22 protein-coding genes and 1 tRNA gene are annotated in these 23,739 nt (G+C 69.1%); 9 read left to right on the top strand and 14 right to left on the bottom strand.

What is annotated here, in order from left to right; all coding sequences use genetic code 11:
* Positions 1-101: 101 nt before the first annotated feature.
* From H7K45_RS12430 to H7K45_RS12420, 3 genes are all read left to right on the top strand, one after another.
* Positions 102-1,484 (top strand): SLC13 family permease, encoded by a 1,383-nt coding sequence (locus tag H7K45_RS12430; RefSeq protein WP_263996110.1) that lies wholly within the window; start codon positions 102-104, stop codon positions 1,482-1,484.
* Between the two features lie 121 nt (positions 1,485-1,605).
* Positions 1,606-2,730: a PrpF domain-containing protein gene (locus H7K45_RS12425; RefSeq protein WP_263996109.1), complete on the top strand. Its 1,125-nt coding sequence runs from the start codon at positions 1,606-1,608 to the stop codon at positions 2,728-2,730.
* Positions 2,731-3,069: 339 nt separating this feature from the next.
* Positions 3,070-3,567: a hypothetical protein gene (locus H7K45_RS12420; RefSeq protein WP_263996108.1), complete on the top strand. Its 498-nt coding sequence runs from the start codon at positions 3,070-3,072 to the stop codon at positions 3,565-3,567.
* A gap of 45 nt (positions 3,568-3,612) precedes the next feature.
* Here H7K45_RS12420 and H7K45_RS12415 read toward each other — a convergent pair.
* A tRNA-Tyr gene (locus tag H7K45_RS12415) sits at positions 3,613-3,695 on the bottom strand.
* A gap of 104 nt (positions 3,696-3,799) precedes the next feature.
* Here H7K45_RS12415 and H7K45_RS12410 point away from each other — a divergent pair.
* The gene (locus H7K45_RS12410; protein ID WP_263996107.1) at positions 3,800-4,291 is read left to right on the top strand and encodes a YajQ family cyclic di-GMP-binding protein; all 492 of its coding nucleotides are present in this window, start codon (positions 3,800-3,802) and stop codon (positions 4,289-4,291) included.
* A gap of 140 nt (positions 4,292-4,431) precedes the next feature.
* Here H7K45_RS12410 and H7K45_RS12405 read toward each other — a convergent pair whose 3' ends face one another.
* Positions 4,432-4,941, bottom strand: a complete 510-nt coding sequence (locus H7K45_RS12405) for a hypothetical protein (protein ID WP_263996106.1) — start codon at positions 4,939-4,941, stop codon at positions 4,432-4,434.
* 210 nt (positions 4,942-5,151) lie between these two features.
* Here H7K45_RS12405 and H7K45_RS12400 point away from each other — a divergent pair, with 210 nt between their 5' ends.
* Positions 5,152-6,177, top strand: a complete 1,026-nt coding sequence (locus H7K45_RS12400; RefSeq protein WP_263996105.1) for an NAD(P)H-dependent glycerol-3-phosphate dehydrogenase — start codon at positions 5,152-5,154, stop codon at positions 6,175-6,177.
* Between the two features lie 7 nt (positions 6,178-6,184).
* On the opposite strand, the gene H7K45_RS12395 is transcribed toward H7K45_RS12400, so the two are convergent.
* The 3 genes from H7K45_RS12395 to grcC1 all read right to left on the bottom strand — a co-directional run bounded on the left by H7K45_RS12395 (position 6,185) and on the right by grcC1 (position 8,798).
* A complete protein-coding gene (locus H7K45_RS12395; protein ID WP_263996104.1) occupies positions 6,185-6,727 on the bottom strand; it encodes a hypothetical protein in 543 nt (180 codons plus the stop codon).
* Between the two features lie 103 nt (positions 6,728-6,830).
* On the bottom strand, positions 6,831-7,709 hold the full coding sequence (htpX, locus tag H7K45_RS12390) for a zinc metalloprotease HtpX (protein ID WP_263996103.1): 879 nt from the start codon (positions 7,707-7,709) through the stop codon (positions 6,831-6,833).
* Positions 7,710-7,790: 81 nt separating this feature from the next.
* On the bottom strand, positions 7,791-8,798 hold the full coding sequence (gene grcC1, locus H7K45_RS12385; RefSeq protein WP_263996102.1) for a nonaprenyl/(2E,6E)-farnesyl/geranylgeranyl diphosphat synthase: 1,008 nt from the start codon (positions 8,796-8,798) through the stop codon (positions 7,791-7,793).
* A gap of 30 nt (positions 8,799-8,828) precedes the next feature.
* Here grcC1 and menJ point away from each other — a divergent pair, with 30 nt between their 5' ends.
* The gene (gene menJ, locus H7K45_RS12380) at positions 8,829-10,079 is read left to right on the top strand and encodes a menaquinone reductase MenJ (RefSeq protein WP_263996980.1); all 1,251 of its coding nucleotides are present in this window, start codon (positions 8,829-8,831) and stop codon (positions 10,077-10,079) included.
* Between the two features lie 156 nt (positions 10,080-10,235).
* On the top strand, positions 10,236-12,989 hold the full coding sequence (locus H7K45_RS12375; RefSeq protein WP_263996100.1) for a helix-turn-helix transcriptional regulator: 2,754 nt from the start codon (positions 10,236-10,238) through the stop codon (positions 12,987-12,989).
* Positions 12,990-12,991: 2 nt separating this feature from the next.
* Here H7K45_RS12375 and H7K45_RS12370 read toward each other — a convergent pair whose 3' ends face one another.
* A complete protein-coding gene (locus H7K45_RS12370) occupies positions 12,992-13,678 on the bottom strand; it encodes a demethylmenaquinone methyltransferase (RefSeq protein ID WP_263996099.1) in 687 nt (228 codons plus the stop codon).
* Between the two features lie 159 nt (positions 13,679-13,837).
* Between H7K45_RS12370 and H7K45_RS12365 the strand changes: the two genes are divergently transcribed.
* Positions 13,838-14,662, top strand: a complete 825-nt coding sequence (locus tag H7K45_RS12365; protein WP_263996098.1) for an SDR family oxidoreductase — start codon at positions 13,838-13,840, stop codon at positions 14,660-14,662.
* 11 nt (positions 14,663-14,673) lie between these two features.
* Here the strand turns inward: H7K45_RS12365 and H7K45_RS12360 are convergent, their stop codons facing one another.
* Both H7K45_RS12360 and H7K45_RS12355 read right to left on the bottom strand, forming a co-directional pair.
* A complete protein-coding gene (locus tag H7K45_RS12360; RefSeq protein ID WP_263996979.1) occupies positions 14,674-15,954 on the bottom strand; it encodes a ClC family H(+)/Cl(-) exchange transporter in 1,281 nt (426 codons plus the stop codon).
* A 53-nt stretch (positions 15,955-16,007) separates the two neighbouring features.
* Positions 16,008-17,135, bottom strand: coding sequence for a glycosyltransferase family 4 protein (locus H7K45_RS12355; RefSeq protein ID WP_263996097.1), 1,128 nt, complete (start codon positions 17,133-17,135; stop codon positions 16,008-16,010).
* An 88-nt stretch (positions 17,136-17,223) separates the two neighbouring features.
* On the opposite strand from H7K45_RS12355, the gene H7K45_RS12350 reads away from it, so the two are divergent.
* Positions 17,224-17,931, top strand: a complete 708-nt coding sequence (locus H7K45_RS12350; protein ID WP_263996096.1) for a DsbA family protein — start codon at positions 17,224-17,226, stop codon at positions 17,929-17,931.
* Here H7K45_RS12350 and H7K45_RS12345 read toward each other — a convergent pair.
* The 6 genes from H7K45_RS12345 to H7K45_RS12320 are packed head-to-tail and all read right to left on the bottom strand — an operon-like array spanning position 17,892 to position 23,712.
* On the bottom strand, positions 17,892-18,440 hold the full coding sequence (locus tag H7K45_RS12345; RefSeq protein ID WP_263996095.1) for a DUF3592 domain-containing protein: 549 nt from the start codon (positions 18,438-18,440) through the stop codon (positions 17,892-17,894). The genes H7K45_RS12350 and H7K45_RS12345 overlap by 40 nt on opposite strands.
* Positions 18,437-20,083, bottom strand: a complete 1,647-nt coding sequence (gene menD, locus H7K45_RS12340) for a 2-succinyl-5-enolpyruvyl-6-hydroxy-3-cyclohexene-1-carboxylic-acid synthase (RefSeq protein WP_263996094.1) — start codon at positions 20,081-20,083, stop codon at positions 18,437-18,439. Before menD ends, H7K45_RS12345 begins: the two co-directional genes overlap by 4 nt.
* A gap of 12 nt (positions 20,084-20,095) precedes the next feature.
* Positions 20,096-20,878, bottom strand: a complete 783-nt coding sequence (locus H7K45_RS12335) for an alpha/beta fold hydrolase (RefSeq protein ID WP_263996093.1) — start codon at positions 20,876-20,878, stop codon at positions 20,096-20,098.
* Positions 20,875-21,858: an o-succinylbenzoate synthase gene (locus H7K45_RS12330; RefSeq protein WP_263996092.1), complete on the bottom strand. Its 984-nt coding sequence runs from the start codon at positions 21,856-21,858 to the stop codon at positions 20,875-20,877. Before H7K45_RS12330 ends, H7K45_RS12335 begins: the two co-directional genes overlap by 4 nt.
* Positions 21,855-23,105 (bottom strand): flavin monoamine oxidase family protein, encoded by a 1,251-nt coding sequence (locus H7K45_RS12325; protein ID WP_263996089.1) that lies wholly within the window; start codon positions 23,103-23,105, stop codon positions 21,855-21,857. The genes H7K45_RS12330 and H7K45_RS12325 overlap by 4 nt, the downstream gene beginning before the upstream one ends.
* A complete protein-coding gene (locus H7K45_RS12320) occupies positions 23,095-23,712 on the bottom strand; it encodes a TetR family transcriptional regulator (protein ID WP_263996088.1) in 618 nt (205 codons plus the stop codon). Before H7K45_RS12320 ends, H7K45_RS12325 begins: the two co-directional genes overlap by 11 nt.
* Positions 23,713-23,739: the final 27 nt, after the last annotated feature.

The raw sequence follows: 23,739 nt of genomic DNA, 5'->3' as shown, positions 1-23,739 counted from the left end.
AATCATCAATGGAGCGTGTGACACCGAGCACGACGCCGTTCTCACCTGACGGCTCGAGGCCCGTCTGGATGCGCCACCGTCTCGGGAACTGAGAGCACACCATGACCTCTGTCGAAGTACTACCCCTGATAGCCCTGGTGGCGATGTTCGTCATCGCCACCTTCTTTCCGATCAACATCGGAATCCTCGGCTTCATCGGCGCATTCGGCGTCGGCGCCTTCATGCTCGGGTACGACGACAAGGAAATCCTCGCCGCGTTCCCCAGCTCGATCGTGCTGACGATCATCGGCGTCACCTACTTCTTCGGCATGGCCAAGAAGAACGGCACGATCGACCTGATGGTCAACGCCTGCATCCGGGCGGTCCGCGGGCGCGTGACCGTCGTGCCGTGGGTGTTCTTCTTCTGCGCATCAGTGCTGACCGCGCTGGGCACCTTCAGTCCCGCCGCGGTCGCCCTCATCTCCCCGGCCGCCATGTCGTTCGCCGCACGGACCAAGATGAGTCCGCTGGTCATGGGCATCATGACGATCAACGGCGCGCACGCCGGAGCGTTCTCCCCCATCTCGGTGTCCGGCGTGCTGGTCTGCGACATCGTCGAGAAGAGCGGCCTGAGCATCAACCCCTGGACCCTGTTCTTCGCCAGCTACGGCGTCAACCTGCTGCTGTCGGTGCTCACCGTCGTCGGCTACGCGACCCTGGCCCGCACCCGCAACCTCGAATTCAGCGCCACCGGTTCGGCCATCGCCGAGGAACCCACAGGGACCGGTGGCGGCGCGGGTTCCCGCGACCACGCACCCACCGGCGGCGGCAGTGGCGCAGGCGGCACCGGACTGCTGACCCGGCCCGTGCAGACCGACGTCCTCCTCGACGCCGCGCCCACCCCGGTGACCCGCGTCCAGAAGCTGACCTTGGCCCTCATCGGGATCGTGCTGGTGCTGGTGCTGGTGTTCCACCTGCCGATCAGCTTCATCGCGATCGCGGCCGGTGCGGTCCTGGCCTTCACCGACCTGTCCAAGCAGAACGAGGCCATCGCCGGCATCAGCTGGTCGACGGTCCTCCTCGTCGCCGGCATGATCACCTACATCTCGGTGCTGCAGGAAGTCGGCACCATCGACCACCTCGCCACGATGGCCATCACGATCGGCGCCCCGCTGCTGGTCGCCGTGGTCCTCTGCTACGTCATCGGCGTCACCTCGGCGTTCGCCTCCTCCACCGCGCTGATGGCCGCGGTGATCCCGATGGCGCTGCCCCTGCTGCACACCGGCGCGCTGCCGATCGTGGGAGTGGTTGCCGCACTTGCCATCTCGGCCACGGTGGTCGACGTCTCGCCCTTCTCGACCAACGGCGCACTGGTGCTGGCCAACGCCCAGGGCATCGCCCGGCCGCGGTTCTACCGGCAGCTGCTGCTGAACTCCGGCGTCGTCGTCGCGGTTGCGCCCGCCCTGTGCTGGCTGGTCCTGGTGGTCGTCCCCACCCTGCTCTGACAGCCGCAAAGGCTTAAGCAGCGCTTAACACCAGTCGCCCAATCTGCGATTGTCCTTCATCCCCTTCATGGCCACAGTGGAAGCACGCCACCATCCGCCGTGCAGAAAGGTCAGGCCTGACATGCTCACACTTCGCGCTACGTGGATGCGGGGCGGTACCAGCAAGTGCTGGCTGTTCAACGCCGTCGACGTCGACCCGCTCGTCGCCGAGGCAGGCGGGCTGGACCCGCTGCTCATCTCGGCGTTCGGCTCCGGAGATCCCCGCCAACTCGACGGGGTCGGCGGCGGCAGCTCGACCACCTCCAAGGCCGCGATCGTGCGGCGCGCCGCGGCACCCGGCGTCGACGTCGACTACCTGTTCGCCCAGGTCGCAATCGGTGACCGCCGCGTCGAGTGGGGCTCCAACTGCGGCAACTGCGCCACCGCGATCGGCCTCTACGCCTTGCAGACGGGCCTCGTCGCCGTCGACGACGCCGTCACCACGGTGCGGATGCGCAATCAAAACACCGGCGCCGTCCTCACCGCCGAGATCGCCACCCCCGGCGGCGCCATTCCCACCGAGGGCAACGCTCCCGTGCCGGGCACCACGGCCCTCGGGGTGCCCGTGGGCCTCACCTTCACCGGGCTGTCCAGCGGCGCCCTCCTGCCGACGGGCAACCCCGTCGACCGAGTCTGCGTCGCGGGTCGGTCCTACGCCGCCACGATGGTGACGGCCGGCGCCCCCGCCGCACTGTTCGACGCCGCCGATCTGGGCCTGACCGGAGCCGAGGACAACTCCGTCATCGCCGAGCAGGTCCCGCTCCTGGTGACCCTGCGGCAAGAGGCCTCGCTGCGGATGGGCTTGTCCAAGCCCGGCGACCCCATCAGCCATGCCATCCCCAAGGTCGGCATCGTCGGTGCGCCGCGCGACTACCGCACCACTGCCGGGGAGACCGTGCGCGCCGACGACTACGACGTGTCCGTGCGGATGCTGTCCATGCTTGCGCCCCATCCGGCCATCGGGCTGACCTCGGCAGTCGCCGTGGCAGCGGCATCGACGATCGCCGAGGGGACGGTCGCCCGCGCTCTGCACGGTGCGGCGCCGGCGCTGCTGCGACTCGGGACACCGGCCGGGGTGCTCCACGTCGACCTGAACCGCGGACCCGACGGCACGCTCGAATCGGCGACCCTGCACCGGGCTGCCCGACGGATCGCCATCGCCGAATTGTTCGTCGCCACGACGGCCATGGCCGCCGCGCGTTCCTGACGCCTCTACGGTGGGGGCGCCCTTGACGGCTCAAGGGGGTCAGAGCCGGTCAAGGACTTGAGCGGGTGGGCGGGGGGACGCCGCCCAGCGCTCCGAGGCGAATATATCGTTTTCCGTCATACCCATCCACTAAACGAACATTGCCGGGTCCCATGGCGACCGAGGGCGCTCGTCTGATCAAACGCTCTGTTCGTCAGACCCTTTGGGCGTGGTGCGTGCCCTCCCCACGATTGCGACGCCCTGTTCACGGGAATTCGAGGGCATCGGACCGGTCAGTCGACGGGTACCCGAATGCATGTCCTGCCCACTGTGCGACATGCCCACAGGAAGGAACCCCCAATGAGCACCAAGGAATACCGCGACCTGGAGATCGACCACACCGCCTTGGACGAGCCGCGCGGCGCATGGCAGGCCGCGGAGGACCTTGCCACACACGCGGAGCATCAGCTCTCCCTCGTGCTCGAGCGGCTCGAGGAGAATGCCGAACGGCGTAAGGCCGACGAGGCCGCGCTCCAAGCGGCGATCGACCAGCAGGCCGAACTCAAGCGTGCGCTGAAGGCGGCAGCCGGCGAACGGGACACATTGCGCAAGGCGCGGAGCAAGGCTCAGCGAGAGGCGGCAGAGGCCCGCAAGCGGGCTGAGGCCGCTGAGGCGAGGTACGACGAGGCGCTGCTGACCGAGGTGCTGGCCGCGCAGAAGAGCAAGGATCTCAGTGCCGCCGACGGCGGTTCGGCACAGGCCGGCGACGACGATGCCGACGACCTCGCCACGCCGCGTGAGCCGTCCACCGCCCAGACCACCGCCGCAGCCGTGACGGCCCGCAACGCGGGCGTCTGACCAAACGCCGTCAGGCCCCCTCGACGAGGGGGCCTGACGATGGTGTGGCAGGTACAGGATTCGAACCTGTGTAGGCGTTAGCCGACGGATTTACAGTCCGCTCCCATTGGCCGCTCGGGCAACCTGCCGGGATTCGCGCCAGCCCGGGGAGCCCCCGGTTTGGTGCGACTAGCACGGTACTACGAGGATGGTCCCAACACGAAAACGCACCAACACAGGAGGGAGCGAGTCCATGGCGGATTCCAGCTTCGACGTCGTCAGCAAGGCCGACCGCCAGGAGGTCGACAACGCGCTCAACCAAGCAGCCAAGGAACTGTCCACCCGGTTCGACTTCCGCGGCACCGACACGACCATCGAATGGCAGGGCGAAGAAGGCATCATTCTGGTGTCGTCGACCGAGGAGCGCGTCAAGGCCGCCGTCGACGTCTTCAAGGAGAAGCTCATCCGGCGCGACATCTCGATGAAGGCCTTCGACGCCGGCGAGGCGCAGCCGTCGGGCAAGACCTACAAGATCATCGGCAGCATCAAGCAGGGCATCGACAGCGAGAACGCCAAGAAGATCAGCAAGCTGATTCGCGACGAGGGCCCCAAGGGCGTGAAGGCGCAGATCCAGGGTGACGAGATCCGCGTCAGCTCCAAGAAGCGCGACGACCTGCAGGCCGTGCAGTCGCTGCTGCGTAACGCCGACCTCGAGGTCGCGCTGCAGTTCGTGAACTACCGCTAGTCGGCGAACGTGACGCCACGGTGAGGATGTGGCGGAATCATCGCAGTGGCGTCACGTTCGGCAACCCCCTAGGCCCCGACATGCACCGAGCCCGGAGACGCGGTGCGTCTCCGGGCTCGATGAACGTTGCGGCGTGGTTGCTACTGGGATTCGGGATCCGATCCACCATTCTGGATGGCGCGGATGAACTGGCCCGGTGCAGCGGCGAGGCCGCCGGCAATCTGGGCAGGCGCGGTGGCGATCTGGGCGCCGCCTTGCGCGAACTGGCCCGGCAGACCGGCCAGCGCTTCGCCGAACTGTCCCGGCGCCGCCGTCAGTCCACAAGGCTCCGACGTCTTGTTGTCGCCGCCCGGAGGGCACCCCGTGCCGTTCAGGTTCGTGATGCTGAGCAGACCGCAGGTGCTCAGATTGCCGGACGGGTTACCGCCGTCCGGCTGCGCGCAGTTCTGACCCGTGATCTGACCCGGCGTATCGCGGATGGCACCGACGAACTGGCCGGGCGCCTGCGACACGTTGTCGGCGATAGTGCACGGGATCGAGGTGAAACCCGGGGCACAGTCTGCCGAGGCGGGCGCCGCCACACCGGCGAACAGGCCGGCGAAGAGGCCGGCGGCGGCGATGGCCACCGCCGCGAAGAACTTAGTGATCACGTTTTCCCCTAGGTATGAGCGGCGAGCGCTGTTGCAGTGGCCATAGCATAGCGCCCTGAGAGCGTTCGTAGCGCGCCAAAATTCAGGTCATGTTTCGGCGACTCTGGCAACCGAAATTGGCACCCGAGTGACCGATCTTGACCGTGAAAGAAAACCCTTGCCTCGCCAAAGCATTCACCCGCCGAGGCTCGCGGTCCTACCCTGATCGCCATGGCACCTGCGCAGCGCAAACCGAACGTCGTCGTCCTCGGAGGAGGCTCCTGGGGCACCACGGTGGCCTCCATTTGCGCCCGCCGCGGGCCGACCCTGCAGTGGGTTCGCTCTCAGCAAACCGCCGACGACATCAACCACAACCACCGCAACACCCGCTACCTCGGCGACGAGGTCGAACTGGCGGAGGACCTGCGCGCCACCACCGACTTCGCCGAGGCCGCCAACCGCGCCGACGTCCTGGTGATGGGCGTGCCCTCGCACGGCTTCCGGGGCGTGCTGGAGGAGCTGGCCAAGGAGCTGCGGCCCTGGGTGCCGGTCGTCTCGTTGGTCAAGGGCCTCGAGCAGGGCACCAACATGCGGATGAGCGAGATCGTCGACGAGGTGTTGCCCGGGCACCCGGCCGGCATCCTGGCCGGACCCAACATCGCCCGCGAAGTGGCCGAGGGGTACGCCGCCGCCGCGGTGCTCGCCATGCCCGATCAACACCTGGCCGCCAACCTCGGCGACCTGTTTCGCACCCAGCGGTTCCGCACCTACACCACCGACGACGTCGTCGGCGTCGAGATGGCGGGCGCGCTGAAGAACGTCTACGCCATCGCCGTCGGCATGGGCTACTCGTTGGGCATCGGCGAGAACACCCGCGCCATGGTGATGGCGCGGGCGGTGCGGGAGATGTCCAAGCTCGGCGAGGCCATGGGTGGTCATCGCGACACGTTCGCCGGCCTGGCCGGGATGGGCGATCTGATCGTCACCTGCACCAGCCAGCGCAGCCGCAACCGCCACGTCGGCGAACAGCTGGGCTCGGGCAAGACGATCGAGGAGATCATCGCGTCGATGAACCAAGTCGCCGAGGGCGTCAAGGCGGCCAGCGTCGTCATGGAGTTCGCCGACAAGCACGGGCTCAACATGCCGATCGCCCGCGAGGTCGACCGCGTGATCAACCACGGGTCGACGGTCGAGGACGCCTACCGCGGCCTCGCGGCCGAGAAGCCGGGCCACGAGGTGCACGGATCGGGTTTCTAGCGGCCCCTCAGTTGAAGTACGGGTTCGCCGGCTGAGGCCGGTCGATGAGCGGATTGTTCGGGTCGACGGCGAAACTGCCCGCCGGGCTGATGACGAAGCCCCCGCCGTCGTAGTTGTTGGTGCACGTCGTCGTCGTGCCGTCGGTGCCGCACGTGACGTTGCGGAAGCTGATCTTCGACCCCGCGGGCAGCCGCTGCGGAAGCTTCTCGAAGACGTAGAGCGGACGGTCGGAGCTGCTGAACCCGGCCGGGCCGACCTGCTGAGCGGTCACCAGGTTGGCGCCGTTGGGGGCACCCGGGATGGGCCCGTTGCAGCCGTAGTTGCCGGAGTTGCGGTTGATGATGCAGGCGATGTCACCCGGCACCGCGAACCCGTAGAGCGACCCGTCGCCAAGGAGGAACTCCGAGGGCTTGACCGGGGCAAAGCCCATCACGTTCGGGGCTGGCGGCGACGGCGGAGGCGACGGCTCGGGGTCGGCGGCCGCCACACCGGGCGCGCCGAACACGACCGCACCCGCGGCCACCAGGCCGATCAGCATTCTGCGTCGCACGCGCCCAGCGTAGAGCAGGCGGTCCTCGGGCGTGGGGTCTACCAGCGGCTCGGTCGTCACACCGGGGTCATCGGCCGACGCCGACGAAACGTTAACCCGGGCGTCAGTACTGTCCGGGCCCGCGGCCGGCCATCTGCTCCAACCGCGCGATGCGCTCCGCCATCGGCGGGTGGGTGGAGAACAGCTTGCCGATCTTCTCCCCGGCGCGGAAGGGGTTGGCGATCATGAGGTGCGCCTGGTCGGCCAGCTGCGTCTCCGGAGGCAGCGGCGCCAATTCGACGCCCCGGCTGATCTTGCGCAACGCGCTGGCCAACGCCAGCGGATCACCCGTGAGCTCCGCACCAGACTGGTCGGCTTGAAACTCCCGCGAGCGCGACACCGCCAGCTTGATGACGGTGGCCGCGATGGGTCCGAGCAGTGAAACCAGCAGAATCGCAAAGGGATTGGTGCCCCCCTCACGGTTGCCACCGAACATGCTCGCGAAGAACGCCAGGTTGGCCAACGCGGTGATCACCGACGCCATCGCCCCGGCCACGCACGAGATCAGGATGTCGCGGTTGTAGACGTGGGACAGCTCGTGGCCGAGCACGGCCCGCAATTCGCGTTCGTCGAGGATGTCCAAGATGCCTGTGGTGCAGCAGACCGCGGCGTTGCGCGGATTGCGACCCGTGGCGAAGGCGTTCGGCGCCGCGGTGTCACTGATGAAGAGTCGCGGCATCGGCTGGTGCGCCGTGGTCGCCAGCTCACGGACGATGCGATACATCGCCGGCGCCTGGACTTCGTTGACCGGCTGGGCGTGCATCGCGCGCAGCGCCAACTTGTCGCTATTGAAGTAGACGTAGACGTTCATGCCGACCGCGAACAACACGGCCAGGAACATGATCGATCTGCCGAACAACGCGCCCACGAAGACGATCAGGCCGGAGAAGACGACCAGCAGCAGAAACGTCTTGGCCCGGTTCGCGTGGGGATGCCAGGTCATCGGCCCTCCTCCTCAAACCACCGACTCACACCTTGGAAGTCGTCCGCGGGATCAACGCACGAGGACTGCCTCTGGTTCCAGTCAGCCGTGTCGGTTGACGGTGTAGTCGACCAGGTTGGCCAGGGCGAGCCGGCCGGGCACGTCAGGCAGCTCGGCCAGCTCGGCGCGGGCCTGGGCGGCGTAGTCGGCGACGGTCTCCTTGGCGCGCACGATGCCCCGTGACGAACGCAGCAGCGCGAGCGCTTCGGCGACGTCGGCGTCGTCTTCGACCGGGCCCGTGAGCAGCTCGCGCAGCCGGTCGGCATCCGGACCGGTCTCCCGCAGCGCGTAGAGCACCGGCAGGGTGTGCACGCCTTCGCGAAGATCGGTGCCGGGCACCTTGCCCGACTCGTCGGGATCGCTGTCGATGTCGATGATGTCGTCGGAGATCTGGAAGGCCGTTCCGACGATTCCGCCGAGCCTGCCGAGCCGGGCGATCTGCTCGTCGTCGGCGCCGGAGAACGTCGCGCCGAAGGTGCCAGACGCCGCGATCAGACACGCCGTCTTCTCGTAGACGACCTTGAGGTAGTGCTCCACCGAGTCCGCACCCTCGACGACGCCGCGGGTCTCGCGCATCTGACCGGTGACCAGCTGGGCGAAGGTATCGGCGATGAGCAGGACGGCGTCTGGACCCAACCGGGCGACGAGTCGTGACGCGGTCGCGAAGAGGTAGTCGCCTGCCAGGATCGCGATGTTGTTGCCCCACCGGGCGTTGGCGCTGTCGGCGCCGCGGCGCACCTGCGCCTCGTCCATCACGTCGTCGTGGTAGAGCGTCGCCAGGTGCACGGCCTCGATGACGGCGCCGGCCACGGTGACTTCCCACGCGTCCGGGTTGGGGCCCAGTTGCGCCGAGAGCACGGTGAACAGCGGCCGGAACCGCTTGCCGCCGGCCTCGAACAGGTGCTGGACGGCCTCGGCCATCAACTCGTCGGCCTTGCCCAGCTCGGTGGCCATGAGTTCCTCGATGCGCGCCACACCGTCGCGAACACTCGCGGCGAAGATGGCGTCTCCGAACTCCACGCCGGCGACCACGGTCGCTGGTGTCTTCATTGCTACAACATACTGGGAGGTGTGGACCATGTGACGGAGGGCAGGAGCGTAGCGACCCGGGATGGTCACAAAGCTGACGTGGTGGTGATCGGGGCCGGACCAGCCGGTTCCGCGGCCGCGGCGTGGGCGGTCCGCAACGGTCGGGACGTGCTGGTGGTCGACGGCCAACGCTTCCCTCGGGACAAGGCCTGCGGTGACGGCCTCACCCCACGGGCGATCACCGAACTCGAATCACTGGGCCTCGGTGCGTGGCTGGACGGCCGGGTGCGCCACCGCGGGCTGCGGATGTCGGGCTTCGGCGCCGACGTGGAGATCGAGTGGCCGGGGCCCTCGTTCCCGTCCACCGGTAGTGCGGTGCCCCGGACCGAACTCGACGAACGGATCCGGCAAGTCGCCGTCGACGAGGGGGCGCGGATGCTTCTCGGCGTCAAAGCGGTTGGCGTCGACCATGATTCGAGTGGCCGGGCGACGTCGGTGACGTTGGACGACGGCACCTCGGTCGGCTGTCGAGAGCTGATCGTCGCCGACGGAGCACGCTCGACGCTGGGTCGAGTCCTCGGCCGGGAGTGGCACAAGGAGACCGTCTACGGCGTCGCGATCCGGGGCTACGTCGCCAGCCCGCGAACCAACGAACCCTGGATCACCTCGCACCTCGAATTGCGTTCCCCCGCCGGTGAGGTGCTCCCCGGGTACGGCTGGATCTTCCCCCTCGGAAACGGGGAGGTGAACATCGGCGTCGGCGCCCTCGCCTCGGCGAAGCGGCCCGCCGATGCCGCCCTGCGTCCGCTCCTGTCGCACTACACCGATCTCCGCCGGGAGGAGTGGGGCTTCACCGGCGAACCACGAGCCGCGCTGTCGGCGCTGTTGCCCATGGGCGGCGCGGTATCCGGTGTGGCGGGACCCAACTGGATGCTGATCGGCGACGCCGCCGCCTGCGTCAACCCGCTCAACGGCGAGGGCATCGACTACGGGCTCGAGACCGGGCGCCTCGCGGCCGAACTCCTCGGCACCGGCGACCTGAGCCACGCCTGGCCCGCGGAGCTGTACCGGCACTACGCCCGCGGCTTCTCGGTGGCGCGACGGCTCGCGCTGTTGCTGACCATTCCCCGGTTCCTGCCGACCGTCGGCCCGTTGGCGATGCGGTCGACCCATCTCATGGAGGTCGCCGTGCGGGTGATGGGCAATTTGGTGACCGACGAGGACGACGACTGGATCGCCAGGGCGTGGCGCACCGCCGGTGCCGGATCGCGCCGTTTCGACGGGCGACAGCCGTTCAGCTGAGCAGATAGCGAGGTGTTTGCCAAAACTGCCGCCTCGGGTGTGGAACACTGACGGCGGGGAAATCGACGACGACGTAAGCGGAATCGGTTTGCCCTTTGCCTGTTCTGGTTACAGGCGTTCAGGGGCGAGAACGGTCGGCGGCGGGGGTTGTCATTGGTGCGTTCACGGCTGGGCCGGCCCGAGTGGCGCGCGATCACCACGTTCTTGGACAGCGCCGCGACGCATCCGTCGGTCCTCGTCATCGGCGGTGAGGCGGGCATCGGCAAGACCACGCTGTGGCTCAGCGCCGTCGAGCAGGCGCGCGACAGCGGTTTTCACGTCCTGTCCTCACGCGGCGGCCAAGCCGAAGCAGGCCTGACCTACGCGGTCCTCGCCGACCTCCTCGAATCGGTGGGTTCCGACGTGCTGGACACGCTGCCCCACCTTCAGCGCGTCGCGGTCGACCGCGTGTTGCTGGCCGACGACGGTACCGGCCCCACCACCGATGAGCGGGTCGTGGCGTCGGCGTTCCTCACGCTGCTGGACCGACTCGCCGTCGACGCACCCGTGCTCGTGGCGCTCGACGACGTGCAGTGGCTGGACTCCTCGAGTCAGTCCGTCGTCGCATTCGCGACCCGGCGGCTGCGTGGCCGCATCGGCGTCCTGGCCACCGAACGCACCGAAGCGGACCGACGCCACGGCACCGAATGGCTCAAGCTCAGCCGAATCGACGGCGTCGAGCGAATCTCGTTGGGGCCCTTGGGCCGCGAGGACCTGCGGCGGGTTATCGCCAGCAAGCTCGGCCGCTCGTTCTCGCGGCCGACGATCATGCGCATCGGCGAACTCTCCGGCGGCAATCCCTTCTACGCACTGGAGCTGGCCCGTGCGTTCGACGGGCAGTCGAATATCGTCGACGCCGCTTTACCGGGATCGTTGGCCGATTTGGTGCGTTCGCGACTCGACCAGTTCAGCCAGGACACACAGAGCGTCCTGCTGGCTGCGGCGAGCCTTGGCGCGACGACGGTCGACCTGCTGGGCACCGTGATCGGGGAGGCTCCCGAGCGCGTGGTCGAGTTGCTCGAGGCCCCAGAGACCGGCGGCATCGTGCACATCGCAGGAAATCGCATACGTTTTACGCACCCTCTACTGGCGCGCGGGGTCTACAGCCTGGCAGGACCCGTCCGCCGTAGGGAGATGCACCGTCTATTGGCCGGCGCCCTCGACCAACCGGAATTGCGAGCTCGGCACATGGCGCTCGCGTCGTCGAGCACTGACCCGCTGACCTTGCTTGCCCTCGATACGGCCGCCGACGCCGCCCGAGAACGCGGCGCCCCCGCCGTGGCGGCAGAGCTTACCGAGCTTGCGCTGGCCCTCGGCGGGGACACACCCGCACGCCGCGTCCGCGCCGCCGAGCACCACTTCCGGGGCGGGGAGTCCCTACGCTCCAAAGAGTTGCTCACGTCCACGATGGGCTCCATACCACCTGGTCCGCTGCGCGCTCGGGCCCTGAATCTCCTTGCCGCGGTTCGTATCTACGACGACAGCCTGCCCGAAGCCATCGATCTGCTCGAGCAGGCGATTTCCGAGGGTGAGGGCGACCAATGGCTGATCATTCGCAGTTTGATGCTGTCGTCCTTCACCCACTTCTACACCGGGAAACTCGACGAGTCGCTCCGTTGCGCGATCGACGCGCTAGATCGCGCACACGATCTGGCGATGCCGGATCAGGTAAGCCAAGCACTGGCCATGTCGGTTCTGGTGAAGTGCATGCGGGGGGACGGCATCGACGAGACGGCCATGAGCCGCGCCCTCGAACTGGAGGATCGGGAAGCCGACATTCCCCTTCAATTTCGGGCCTGCGCGGTCCGGTCGATTACTCACGCGTGGACCGGCGAGCTCGACGCCGCTCGACGCGAAGCCATCGGCGTATATCGACTCTGCCTCGAGCGCGGCGCCGAGAGCGACGTGATGGCGGTGGCATCGCACATGGCGATGGCAGACGTCTGGCGGGGCGACTTCACCGGCGCCATGACCATTGCAGACGAAGCCGTTGAGCGCGCCGAACACATTGGCACGCAACATGTTCGCGGTGTGGCTCTGTCGATTCGGGCGATGGCGTTGGCGCACATGGGTCGTGTGGACGAGGCACGGAGCGACGCAAGCGCCGCGTACGAGATCGCAATCGAGTGCAACACCGTCCAGCTCGCCGCGCGAGCCATGACCGTCCTCGGCTTCCTCGAGGTCTCCGTGGGGAACTACGAAGGCGCGCTGACCGAGATGCAACCGCTGATCAAACTGTTCGATCTGCTTCCTGGCAGCGAAATTCGGACACTCGAGCACGTTCCAGACGTCGTCGAAGCCATGGTCAACACGGGTCGGATGGACGAGTGCGAGCCGATGATCGCTCGCTTGGAGTCCGACGGCACCCGCCTCGACCGGCCCTGGCTGTTGTTGACAGGGGCTAGGTGTCGCGCAATGTGGTGCGCTGCGCGGGGTGACCTCGAAGGAGCATTGGCCGCCGCGGACACCGCCATGGCTGAGAGCCGTCGGCTGCCGATGCCAATGGAACGGGCCCGCACGTTGCTTCTCCTGGGACGGCTGCACCGCCGTCAACGGTCGAAGCAGGCCGCCGCCAAGGCCTTCGCCGAGGCGGCGAGGGAATTCGAGCGGATCGGTGCGAGGCTGTGGGCCGAGACCGCCCGGGGCGAAGTGGGCCGCACCCAGGCCGCGGTCGCCGCCAAGGTCACGCTCACCGCGACCGAGCGGAAGATCGCCGAGCTGGCGACGTCGGGGATGACCAACCGGGACATCGCCGGGACGCTGTTCGTCAGCCTCAAGACCGTCGAGGCCAACCTGACCCAGACCTATCGCAAGCTGGGCATCAAGTCACGCGCCCAGCTCGCGGCCAAGCTGGCCGCCGGTGAGCTGTAGGGCTACGGCTTCACGGCGGCGTGCAGGGCCACGATGCCGCCGGTGAGGTTGCGCCACCGCACGGCCGACCACCCGGCGTCGGCGATCCTGCGGGCGAAGGCCGCCTGATCGGGCCACGCGCGGATCGACTCGGCCAGGTAGACGTAGGCGTCGGGATTGCTCGACACCGCACGGGCCGCCGACGGCAACGCGCGCATCAGATACTCCTTATAGACCGTGCCGAACAGGGGGTTGGTCGGCGTGGAGAACTCGCACACCACCAACCTGCCCCCGGGGCGGGTCACCCGCGCCATCTCGCGCAGCCCCGCGACGTGGTCGACGACGTTGCGGATGCCGAAGCTGATGGTCACCGCGTCGAAGGACTCGTCGGCGAACGGCAGCTTCGTCGCGTCGCCGGCCACCTTGGGCACCGGCCGGGCCGCGCCCGCGGCCAGCATGCCGACGGAGAAGTCCGCCGCCACGCACCAGGCCCCAGACTCGGCCAGTTCCACCGTGGACACGGCCGTGCCCGCCGCCAGGTCGAGAACCGCGTCACCGGGGCCGATCTGCAGAGCCGCCCTCGTCGCCCGGCGCCAATACCGGTCCTGGCCCAGCGACAACACCGTGTTGGTGATGTCGTACCGGCGGGCGACGCCGTCGAACATCGACGCCACTTCGCGGGGGTTCTTCTCCAACGTCGCACGGCTCACGCCACCGACGCTACCTGGGAATGCGCACGTCTCGGGAATGGGTAACCGGGTGAGGCGTTGGTAGCAGTCAGGACCCCTCGCGAGCAGACGTAAACGGCCCTCGATCGCACCCTTTCAGGGCCTTTTACGTCTGCTCGCGGAGAAGAGTGAGGAGAAGGCATGGCCGAGAAGGTGTGGTTCATCACCGGCACGTCGCGAGGCTTCGGCCGAGAGTGGACGGCCGCTGCCCTGGAGCGGGGCGACAAGGTCGCCGCCACCGCGCGCGACACGGCGACGCTCGACGACCTGGCCGAGAAGTACGGTGACGCGCTGCTGCCGATCGCGCTCGACGTGACCGACCGCGCGGCCGACTTCGCCGCGGTCAAGCAGGCCCACGACCATTTCGGGCGCCTCGACGTCGTCGTCAACAACGCGGGATACGGGCAATTCGGCTTCGTGGAGGAGCTCACCGAGCAGGAAGCCCGCGATCAGATGGAGACCAACGTCTTCGGCGCGCTGTGGATCACCCAGGCGGCGCTGCCGTTCCTGCGGGCCCAGCGCAGCGGCCACATCATCCAGGTGTCCTCGATCGGCGGCATCACCGCGTTCCAGAACGTGGGGATGTATCACGCCTCGAAGTGGGCGCTGGAAGGGTTCAGCCAGGCCTTGGCGCAGGAGGTCGAGTCGTTCGGCATCCACGTGACGCTCGTCGAGCCGGGCGGGTTCTCGACCGACTGGGGCGGGTCGTCGGCCAAGCGGTCCGAGGAGTTGCCCGATTACGCCGAGGTTCACGCCGCGGCGCAGAAGGCCCGCGAACAGCGGACCTCGGCCTCGGGTGACCCGAAGGCCTCGGCGGCGGCGATCCTCAAGGTCGTCGACGCGGACGAGCCCCCGCTGCGAGTGTTCTTCGGCAGCTTGCCCATTCAGCTCGCCAAGGCCGACTACGAGAAGCGCATCAAGACCTGGGAGGAATGGCAGCCGATCGCCGAACTCGCGCAGGGCTGAGCCGGGCCGCCCTACGCCGCACCCGTCGGCTCGGGCGGCATCCGCTCGCGCAGGCTGTCGTAGATGGGCGGTGAGCCGAGGAGTTCGGCCGCCAGCACCGCGGCCGCGGTCGCGGCCAGCATCGGCACCAAGACCGCCGTCGTGGCGGTCATCTCGACGACCAGGACGACGCCCGTCACCGGCGCCCGGACCGTGGCTCCGAAGAACGCCGCCATCCCGACGATCGCCATCGGCACGGCCAGTGGTCTCTGATCACCTGGCAGCAGGGGGTCGACGCAGCCGACGAACAGCACGCCCCACAGGGTGCCGAGCGCCAGCAGCGGGGCGAACAGTCCGCCCGGCACGGCCGCCGCATAGGACAGCGGACCGGCCAGGAACCGCAGCACGAGGAAGCCGACGACGACGGCGAGTTCGAGGCTCCGGCCGCCAAGGATCGACTGGGTCAGCGTGTCGCCGCCGCCCGTGGCCAAGGGGTGCACGAACATGACGAGCCCGATCACCGCGCCGATGGCGGCGGCCTTGGCCAGGGTGGGAATGCGGGGCCGGTAGTCGACGAACGCCAACACCAGGCGGTTGTAGAACACCCCGAGACATCCCGTCGCCAGGCCGAAGACGACGAACAGCGGCAACCATTGCAGCCCAGGTGAATTCAGCTGCGGCACGGCGAAGTCGGGGTGATCGCCGACGACGAGCCGGGCGCACCCCACCCCCGTGGCCGCGGCGAACGCCGTCGCGAGCACGGTCGGCAGCCGGAACGACTTGGTGACCTCCTCGAGGGTGAACAGGACGCCACCGATCGGGGCGTTGAACGCCACCGCGAGGCCCGCGCCGCCGACGGCGGTCTGCAGCATGCGGACTGTCTGCCCACCGAGGTGGGCGCACCGCGCGGCAGCCGCGCCGATGGCCGCGCCCATGTGCACCGTCGGACCTTCGCGCCCCAGCACCAGGCCGGAGCCGATGCCCAGCACGCCGCCGACGAACTTGGCAGGCAGAAGCCGCAGTTCCGGTGGCGAGGCGTCGCCGCGGTACACCGCCTCGACGTGTTGGATGCCGCTACCCGCCGCCAGGGGCATCCACCGCACGACCAGCGCCGCAAGGGTGGCCCCGACGGCCGTGGCGGCCACCGGTATCAACCAACCGGGGCCGGCCAGACGATGGGACCAGTCGGCCAGGTCGACCCGCAGGGTGTCGGCTTGCTGCAGACACCATCGGAACGCCCCGCCGACGAACCCGATGACCGCGCCGGCCAGGATCGCGACGAGGCAGACGCGCACCGAATCCCGCACCCCGATGAGTGTTCAGCATGTCGTGCCATCTCAGTGCACGCCACGCGCGACGGTGCCGCTCAGGCGGCCTTCGCGCCGCGGCGGCCGAGCACCGCGTCGTAGTGGCCGACGAGCTGTTCGCAGACCGAGGGCCAGGTGCGGGTCAGCACGCTGCGCCGGGCCGCCACCGAGTACCGCGGACGCTGCGCCAAGAGATGGTCGACGGCGCCGGGCAACCGTGCCTCGAATTCTTCGACCCCGAGAAGCAGACCGGTGTGCATGGGCGTCACCAGATCTCGCGGTCCGCCGGCATCCGGCGCGACGACGGGAACACCGGAGGCCATCGCCTCCTGGACGGCTTGGCAGAACGTCTCGTGCTCGCCAGCGTGCACGAACACGTCCATGCTGGCGTACGCGGCGGCCAGATCGCGACCGTAGAGTGCGCCGGTGAAGACGGCGCTGGGCATGAGCGATTCGAGGCTCGAGCGGTCGACGCCGTCACCGACGACGACCAGCTGGAGATCGTCACGGCGGGCGAGGACGGCGAGCCGTTCGACGTGCTTCTCGGGGGCCAACCGGCCGACGAAACCGACGATCGGCTTGCCGGTGGGCGACCACGCGGCCCGCAACCCGTCGTCCCGGGCGGAGGGAACGAAGCCGCTGACGTCCACGCCGCGGCCCCAATGGTGAACGCGCGGAACGTGATGCGCCGTGAGGTTCTCGATCGCCGAGGTGGACGGCGCCAACGTGCGATCGGCCTTGGCGTGCAGATGGCGCGTCCACGCCCACGCCGCACGGGTCATGACGCCCGCGCCGTAGCTCTCGGCGAAACCCGCGACGTCGGTTTGGAACACGGCCACCGTCGGCACACCCAGATGACGTGCCGCCAACAGCCCGCCGTAGCCGAGCAGCGCCGGTGACGCCAGGTGGACCACGTCCGGCTGGAAACCCCGCAGCACCCCGACCATTCGTGGCCGCGGCACCCCGAGGGGCAAGGAGGTCACCTTCGGGAACATCTTCGACGGCACCCGATGAATGCGCACCCCGTCGTGAACCCGGTCGGCAGGCGGCTGACCGTGGGGACTGTCCGGGGCGATGACGAGCACTTCGTGACCCGTCCTGCGGAGATGCTCCATCACCCGAAGTACCGAGTTGGTGACTCCGTTGACATTCGGGAGGAACGACTCCGCGACGATTGCAACGCGCACCCCTGAAGGCTGACAGCCGCGGTTGTACTGAAGGTTGCGTGCGGGGATACGACACGCGAAGACTCTCGACGAGGCTCATAATGCGGGAATGCGCTCTAGGCAGGTCGTCGTCGCGGTGGCGCTGAGCCTCGCGCTGGTGGTGAGCGGGTGTACGCGGGCGGTGGCGGGCACACCGCTGGGCGACACGAATCCGCCGCGGGTCGCGGTGACGGAGGATTCGTTCGGCATCCGTGCCGGATCCGAGGACGCGCCCGTGCAGCTGGAGATCTACACCGAACCGCAGTGCACGCACTGCGCGGATCTGCAGCACGACTTCGGCGACGAGTTCGCCTATTACATCGGCACCGGCCAGCTGGCGATCACCTACCGGCCGATGACGTTCCTCGACGGCCCCGGCACCAGTGGGCATTCCGCGCGGGTGGCCAACGCGCTGTTCGTCGCGGCCGACGAAGGCCAGGGGGGCGGCGCCGCGACCTCGGCCACCGGCAGGGAGTTCCAGCGCTTCGTGCAGCAGCTGTGGGCCCATCAGGAGCCCGGCGGTGCCGGGCCCGACGACGCGACGATCGCCGAATTCGCCCGTACGGCAGGCCTTCCGGACTACCAGGTACGGCAGCTGCTCAGCGGCGCGACGGAGAAGAGTACCGACGACCTGGCCGCCATGGAGTCGACCAACTTCGGCTACCTCTACGAGGTCGACCCGGTGAACACCCGCACGCCAACGGTATTCGATCTACACGCGGGAAAGAAGGTCGAAGTCTACGACGACGACTGGCTTACCTCTTTGATGGAGTCTTGACCGTTCAGCCGTCGCTGTAGGAGTGCCAGCCCGCTCAGTGCCGCCGCCGCGACCAGCCAGCCCATGACCGCAATCGACGCCGCCGGGATGATGGCCAGCGACGAGTTGCGATCCTGCACCCGGACGAGATCGGGGTTCGCCCTGTCGTATTCGACGTAGATGCGCATGCCGGTGTCCAGCTCGGACGGGTACAGCACCCCGAGCTCGGGTCGGTAGGTCACGCGGTCGGGCGTGACGAACTCGATGGTCGAGCGGCGCGGACCCGCGTCGAGCACCTCCGCGGCCGCGACCCCCATGTCACCTTCGATTTGGCGGTCGTCGCGCCAGGCGCCGAGCACCAGCAGCACCGATTGCAGCGTCACCAGGCAGGCGGCGATGACGACCCCGATCCGCACGCGGCGGATGATCCGTTCTGCCCGCGTCTCGCTCGGGTCGCCGTACAGGTGCGGAATCAAGCTCTGCCTCGACGACTTCAGCCATCGGACGAGCTGTTCGACGGTCGACCTCACAGCGCTTCTCGGATCGATGCGTGCAGCGCCCGCAGCGACGAGCGGTCGGCCTTCACCTCCAGCACGCGCAAGCCGTCGGCGGCGGTGTCGAGATCCTCTGCGAGACCGTCCAATTCGACCTGCCGACATTCGACGTGGTACGCGCGACACAACGCGCCCACGTCGACGTCGTGCGGGGTGCCGAACACGCGAGAGGACACGTCGGAGAACCGCGGGTCGCCCTGCTCGAGCAGCTCGAAGATGCCGCCGCCGTTGTCGTTGGACACCACGATGGTCAGACTCTTGGGAAGCGGTTCGGTGGGGCCGATAAGCAACCCGGAGCTGTCGTGGACGAAGGTCAGATCGCCTATCAGGGCGACGGTCCGCGGCACCCGGGTGCCGTCACCGGTCCGTTCGTGGGCCAGGGCGGCGCCGATCGCGGTCGACACCGTGCCGTCGATGCCCGCGACGCCACGGTTGGACCGGACTTTGACGCCGTGGGCGTCCAACCCGACGAGCGCCGCGTCACGCACCGGGTTGGACGCGCCGAGCACCAGCTGGTCCCCCGGCCGCAACCCGTCGACGACGGCGGCCGCCACGTGCAGCCCCGTGGTGAGGGGGTGCGACGCCAGTTGAGTGCGCACCGTCGCCAGCGCATGGGCGTTGGCGTCGGCGCAGCGCCGCAGCCAGGCCTCGTCGGGCGTGCCCGTGATCACCGCGCGGGTGCCGGTGGCCTGCGAGTTGCCCGACACGTCGGGCCACCGCGGGCCGGTGGTGAGCGCGAAGACGGGCACCGAGGGGTCAGCCAGCAAGGCCGACACCCCGCGGTGCAGCGTCGGCCGGCCCAGCATGATGACCTGCCGGGGCTTGAGCGCCGGCAGCGCCAACGGGTGCAGGGCGTTCTCGGCAGGCGGCGCGGTGGGTTCGGCCACCGTCGGCAGGCCCGCCAGGTTCGGGTGCGAGCCCGCACCGTGCCCGGCGATCACGACGGTGTCGGGTGTCACGTCGACGTCGAGTGGTTGGTCGAAGGTCACCGGCGGTGTGTAGGTCCACGGCGTGCCGTCGGGCCGCCCCTCGGGGGCGTACTCACCGGACTCGTCGACCCCCGGCACCAGCGGCTCGCGCAGCGGAATGTCGAACTGCACGGGTCCGGCGTTGGCACTGCGAGATCCCTTGGCCGCCACCAGGACTCGACACGTCGCCGAACGCCACTGGGCGTTGAGCGCTGCCATCGTCTCGGTGGCGCCCTCGGCCAACCCGAGGCTGATGGTGGAGCGCACCTGGGTACCGAAGTAGCCGAGTTGTTCCATCGTCTGGTTGGCGCCGGTGCCCAGGAGTTCGTAGGGCCGGTTGGCGCTGAGCACCACCAGCGGCACGCGGGCGTAGTTGGCCTCCACCACCGCAGGCCCGAGATTGGCCACGGCGGTGCCGGAGGTCATGGCCACGCAGACCGGCGAGCCGGAGGCCGCCAACCCGATCGCCAGGAACCCGGCGGTGCGCTCGTCGATGCGCACGTGCAGCCGCAACCGGCCTGCGCGGTCGGCGTCGTGCAGGGCGAACGCCAGCGGGGCGTTGCGCGAGCCGGGGCACAGCACCACGTCACGGACGCCGCCCCGAATCAATTCATCGACGACGATGCGCGCTTGGATCGTCGACGGGTTCACTCTGACAGCCTGTCATACCCCCGCGCCGAAGAATTCGAGCATGGCGGCGTTGACGACGTCGGGACGTTCGATGAAACCGAGGTGCCCGGCATCGGGTATCTGCAGGTAGCGACCGTTGGGCAGGGCGTCGGCGACTTCCCGCCCGAGGTGCGGCGGCAGCACCACGTCGTCGGCGAAACCGATCACCAGCGCGGGCGCCGTAATGTTCCGGTAAGCAGGCAGCCGGTTGGTCTCCGGCCGGATCCTGAGCTGGCTGCGCAGACCCGGCGTCGACTTCGTCGGCCACATGGTGAACATGTCGATCCAGTCCCGTACGGCAGCCTCGTCGTTGAGCGTCTTGGGTGAGAAGCTCTCCAGAAGTCGCAACTTCGCCTCGAACTTCGGCGGCAGTTCGATCCCCGCCTGCAGGAACTCGAATTCGGCGGCGCTGAAGAATTCGCGGGTGCGGTCCTCACGGCCGCGGGTGGCCATCAACACCGCCGCGGAGACCAGGTCGGGACGGGCCAGCGCGAGCTCCTGGGCGATGAAGGATCCCATCGAGACGCCCACTACGCGGACGGGACCTGCGTCGAGCTTCTCGATGAGCTTGGCCGTGTCGAAGACCACCTGCTCGGTGGTGAAGCCCTGGGCGTTCTCGGTGGCGCCGATGCCCCTGTTGTCGAAGGTGACGACGCGATAGCCGGCCCGCTGAAACGCCGGTACCTGGTGCAGGTGCCACGTCCGGCCCGCTCCCCCGCGGCCGGCAATGAACAGGACGGGCTCTCCCGAGCCACGGTCGTCGTACGCCAAATTCACCCGGTCGACCCTACTTGGGGCGAGGCCAGCAACGGGTAGCAGGCCCGGACCCTGTCGACCCACCACTGCCGCCGATCCGGTGCCGCCGCCAGGTCGGACAGCCGCGCCGGGTCGGGGCTGACGGGCCCAACGGGCAACCGGCCGTCGACCGGGACGACCGACTCCGTCACGTCCTCGACGAACAGCCCGCCGGTGCCCAGCCCGCAGGCGTGGCGCAGCTCCGGCAAGCACGCCGCAGCCAGCAAGCCCCTGGACATGCCGACCGCCGAATCCAGCGCACTGGACACGACGACGGGGACGTCGATCTGGCGTGCGATGTCGAGCAGACGTGACACGCCGCCCAGCGGGGCGACCTTGACGACGGCGACATCCGCGGCCTTCAGACGAACCACGCGCAGGGGGTCGTCGGCCTTGCGGATGCTCTCGTCCGCGGCCACCGGTACGTCCACCAGACCGCGCAGCTCGGCCAGTTCCGCGATCGTCGCGCAGGGTTGTTCGACGTACTCCAGCGGCCCAGTCGCGGTCAGCTCCCGGCACGCCGCGACCGCCTCGTCGACCGTCCACCCGCCGTTGGCGTCGACCCGCACCACCGGAACCAGTTGGCGTACCGCGTCGGCGCGGGCGACGTCGTCGGCCAGGGTCTGCCCCCGCTCGGCCACCTTGACCTTCGCGGTGCCCGCACCCGGAAAGCGGGCCAGCACCTCGGGCACCCGTGACGCCGGCACGGCGGGGACGGTGGCGTTGATCGGAATCCACTGGCGCAGTGGGACGGGCGATGCGACGTAGGCCGCCTCGACGGCAGAGGCGAGCCAGTGCACCGCCTCGTCGGGCGCGTACTCGCCGAACGCGCCGAATTCCCCCCAGCCGACCGGCCCGTCGATCAGGGCCACCTCGCGAACGTCGATGCCGCGGAAGCGAACTCGCATGGGCAGCGACACCACGTGGAGGCGCTCGAGCAGGTCGGCCAGCGACGGCGTCACGGTGCGGTCTTCAGAATGGCCTCCGCGGTGCGGCGCCCGCTGACCAGCGCGCCCTGGATCGAGGCGGTGTCGCGGTGGTCGCCGCACACCCACGTGCCGTCGGCGGTGCGCACCGGCCGGCGCACGGTCAGCGGCGCCGCCTGCTCCGGCAGCGCATGGGGCACGACATGCCGGATCAGCGGCCGCCACCGCGTTCCGTCGGCACCGAGGACGTCGGCGGCGTGCGCCCGCAGAACGGTTTCCTCGGGCGCGGCGCCGTCGGCGCCCAGCAGCGCCGAGGCGGCGATCAAGTGCTGACCCATGGGCGCGTAGGTGGGAGCGGCCGCACTGATGACCGAGGTGTTGAGCACCGGGCCGCGGGGTTCGCGCCGGCCGTCGACCCACAGCATGGCCGGACCGGGCGGCACCTCGTCGGCTGCCCACCAGTCGGTCACCACGCCGTGCATCGGCGGCGCCGGGGTTCCGGTCAGCCGGGCCGCGCCGACGGCGTCGGTGGCGACGACGACGTGCCGCGCCCGGATGCGGTGCGTACCGTCGGTGACCTCCCAGCCGGCGCCGACCTTGATGACGTCGGTGACGTTGCGGCCCAACGTGATCGAGTCCCCCAGCACAGCGGCGAGCTGGCGCGGCAAGGCCTGCATGCCCTCGGCGGGCAGGGCAGGCACGCCGAGGACGAACATGCGGACGAGCAGCAAGGCAAACGCGTTCGAGGTGACGCCGTCGTCCTCCAGGAGCACGCCGGCGAGGAACCGCTCGAGCACGCGGCGAAGTTCACCGGAGACGCCGGCCGCGTCCAGGGCGTCGCGCAGGGAGGTGTCCGTTTGCCCCGTGGTCGTGAGGTGCTTCGGCCGTAGCGCTCCGGCCGCCCACCGGGCGACGGCGACCACGTCGCGTGGACCGAGGCCCCCCGACGCCAGCATCCCGGGCACCTTCGACGGCGAGCGCAGGGGGTGAACCCATGTCGCGGAGCCGGTGTCGCGCCGGATCGCCACGCCCGCGCCGAAGGGCTGCAGTCGCAACGCCGCGACGTCGGTGGCGTCCTTCAGCTCCGGATAGGCCGGGTTGAGGACCTGAAAGCCGCGGTCGCACCGGAACCCGTCGACGACGTCGGTGCGAATGCGACCGCCGACGGCGTCGGAGGCCTCCCACACCTGGACGTCGCGCCCCGCCTCGCGGAGCACGGCCGCACAGCGCAGACCCGCCAACCCCGCGCCGACGATCACGACGTCGGTGTCGTCAATGCTCATGGCGATCTCCAAACATGTCGTTCATCAACGCCGCGACGTGGGCGATGTCCGCGGCGGGAGTGCGGGCGGGTTCTGCCGCCTCGTGGACCCAGCGGTCGAAGCCGGCACGGAGGATGGTCAACGCAAGCGCTGCGATCAGCGTCGCCTCCTCGTCGTCGGCGGGGCGGTTCAGGCGGACGGCGACGAGCTCGGCGACACGGCGCTGAAATCCCTCCAATTGCGCGAGCATCGCCGCAAGGACCCCCGGGTGCTCCTGCGACACCGCGAAGACGTCGTGGAGCTCGTCTCGACTCGGCGGGTCCGCGGCGAGATTGGCCGCCAGCAGCTCGACGAGTTCGGTCAGAAGTTCGGCGTAGGAGACGGTGGCACCGCCGGTGAAGGCGCTCACGTCGGCCTGGTCGAGGTCGAACGGGCCGTGGACGACGGCAGCTTCCTTGGACGGGAAGTAGTTGAAGAAGGTTCGTGGCGCGATACCCGCCTCTGCGCTGATCGCTTCGACGGTCGCCACGTCGAAACCGTGCTGGCGGGTCAGCCGCAGCGCGGCAAGGTGGATCTCCCGTGCGGTCTCGCGGCGTCTGCGCGCGCGTAACCCCTCCGGTGCAGCCACCAGGCGATCCTACCCAGAGCGCACAAC

Source organism: Mycobacterium yunnanensis, assembly GCF_025823185.1.
In the GTDB taxonomy this organism is placed as follows: Bacteria; Actinomycetota; Actinomycetes; order Mycobacteriales; family Mycobacteriaceae; genus Mycobacterium; species Mycobacterium yunnanensis.
The sequence above is the reverse complement of the archived record's forward strand: the minus strand, read 5'-3'. Positions and strand labels throughout refer to the sequence as shown.

What these genes read in the sequence shown, in the direction of transcription:
- H7K45_RS12430 (WP_263996110.1), top strand. Translation starts at nt 102, where the DNA reads ATGACCTCTGTCGAAGTACTACCCCTGATAGCCCTGGTGGCGATGTTC.
- H7K45_RS12425 (WP_263996109.1), top strand. Translation starts at nt 1,606, where the DNA reads ATGCTCACACTTCGCGCTACGTGGATGCGGGGCGGTACCAGCAAGTGC.
- H7K45_RS12420 (WP_263996108.1), top strand. Translation starts at nt 3,070, where the DNA reads ATGAGCACCAAGGAATACCGCGACCTGGAGATCGACCACACCGCCTTG.
- H7K45_RS12410 (WP_263996107.1), top strand. Translation starts at nt 3,800, where the DNA reads ATGGCGGATTCCAGCTTCGACGTCGTCAGCAAGGCCGACCGCCAGGAG.
- H7K45_RS12400 (WP_263996105.1), top strand. Translation starts at nt 5,152, where the DNA reads ATGGCACCTGCGCAGCGCAAACCGAACGTCGTCGTCCTCGGAGGAGGC.
- htpX (WP_263996103.1), bottom strand. Translation starts at nt 7,709, where the DNA reads ATGACCTGGCATCCCCACGCGAACCGGGCCAAGACGTTTCTGCTGCTG.
- grcC1 (WP_263996102.1), bottom strand. Translation starts at nt 8,798, where the DNA reads ATGAAGACACCAGCGACCGTGGTCGCCGGCGTGGAGTTCGGAGACGCC.
- H7K45_RS12365 (WP_263996098.1), top strand. Translation starts at nt 13,838, where the DNA reads ATGGCCGAGAAGGTGTGGTTCATCACCGGCACGTCGCGAGGCTTCGGC.
- H7K45_RS12350 (WP_263996096.1), top strand. Translation starts at nt 17,224, where the DNA reads ATGCGCTCTAGGCAGGTCGTCGTCGCGGTGGCGCTGAGCCTCGCGCTG.
- H7K45_RS12325 (WP_263996089.1), bottom strand. Translation starts at nt 23,105, where the DNA reads ATGAGCATTGACGACACCGACGTCGTGATCGTCGGCGCGGGGTTGGCG.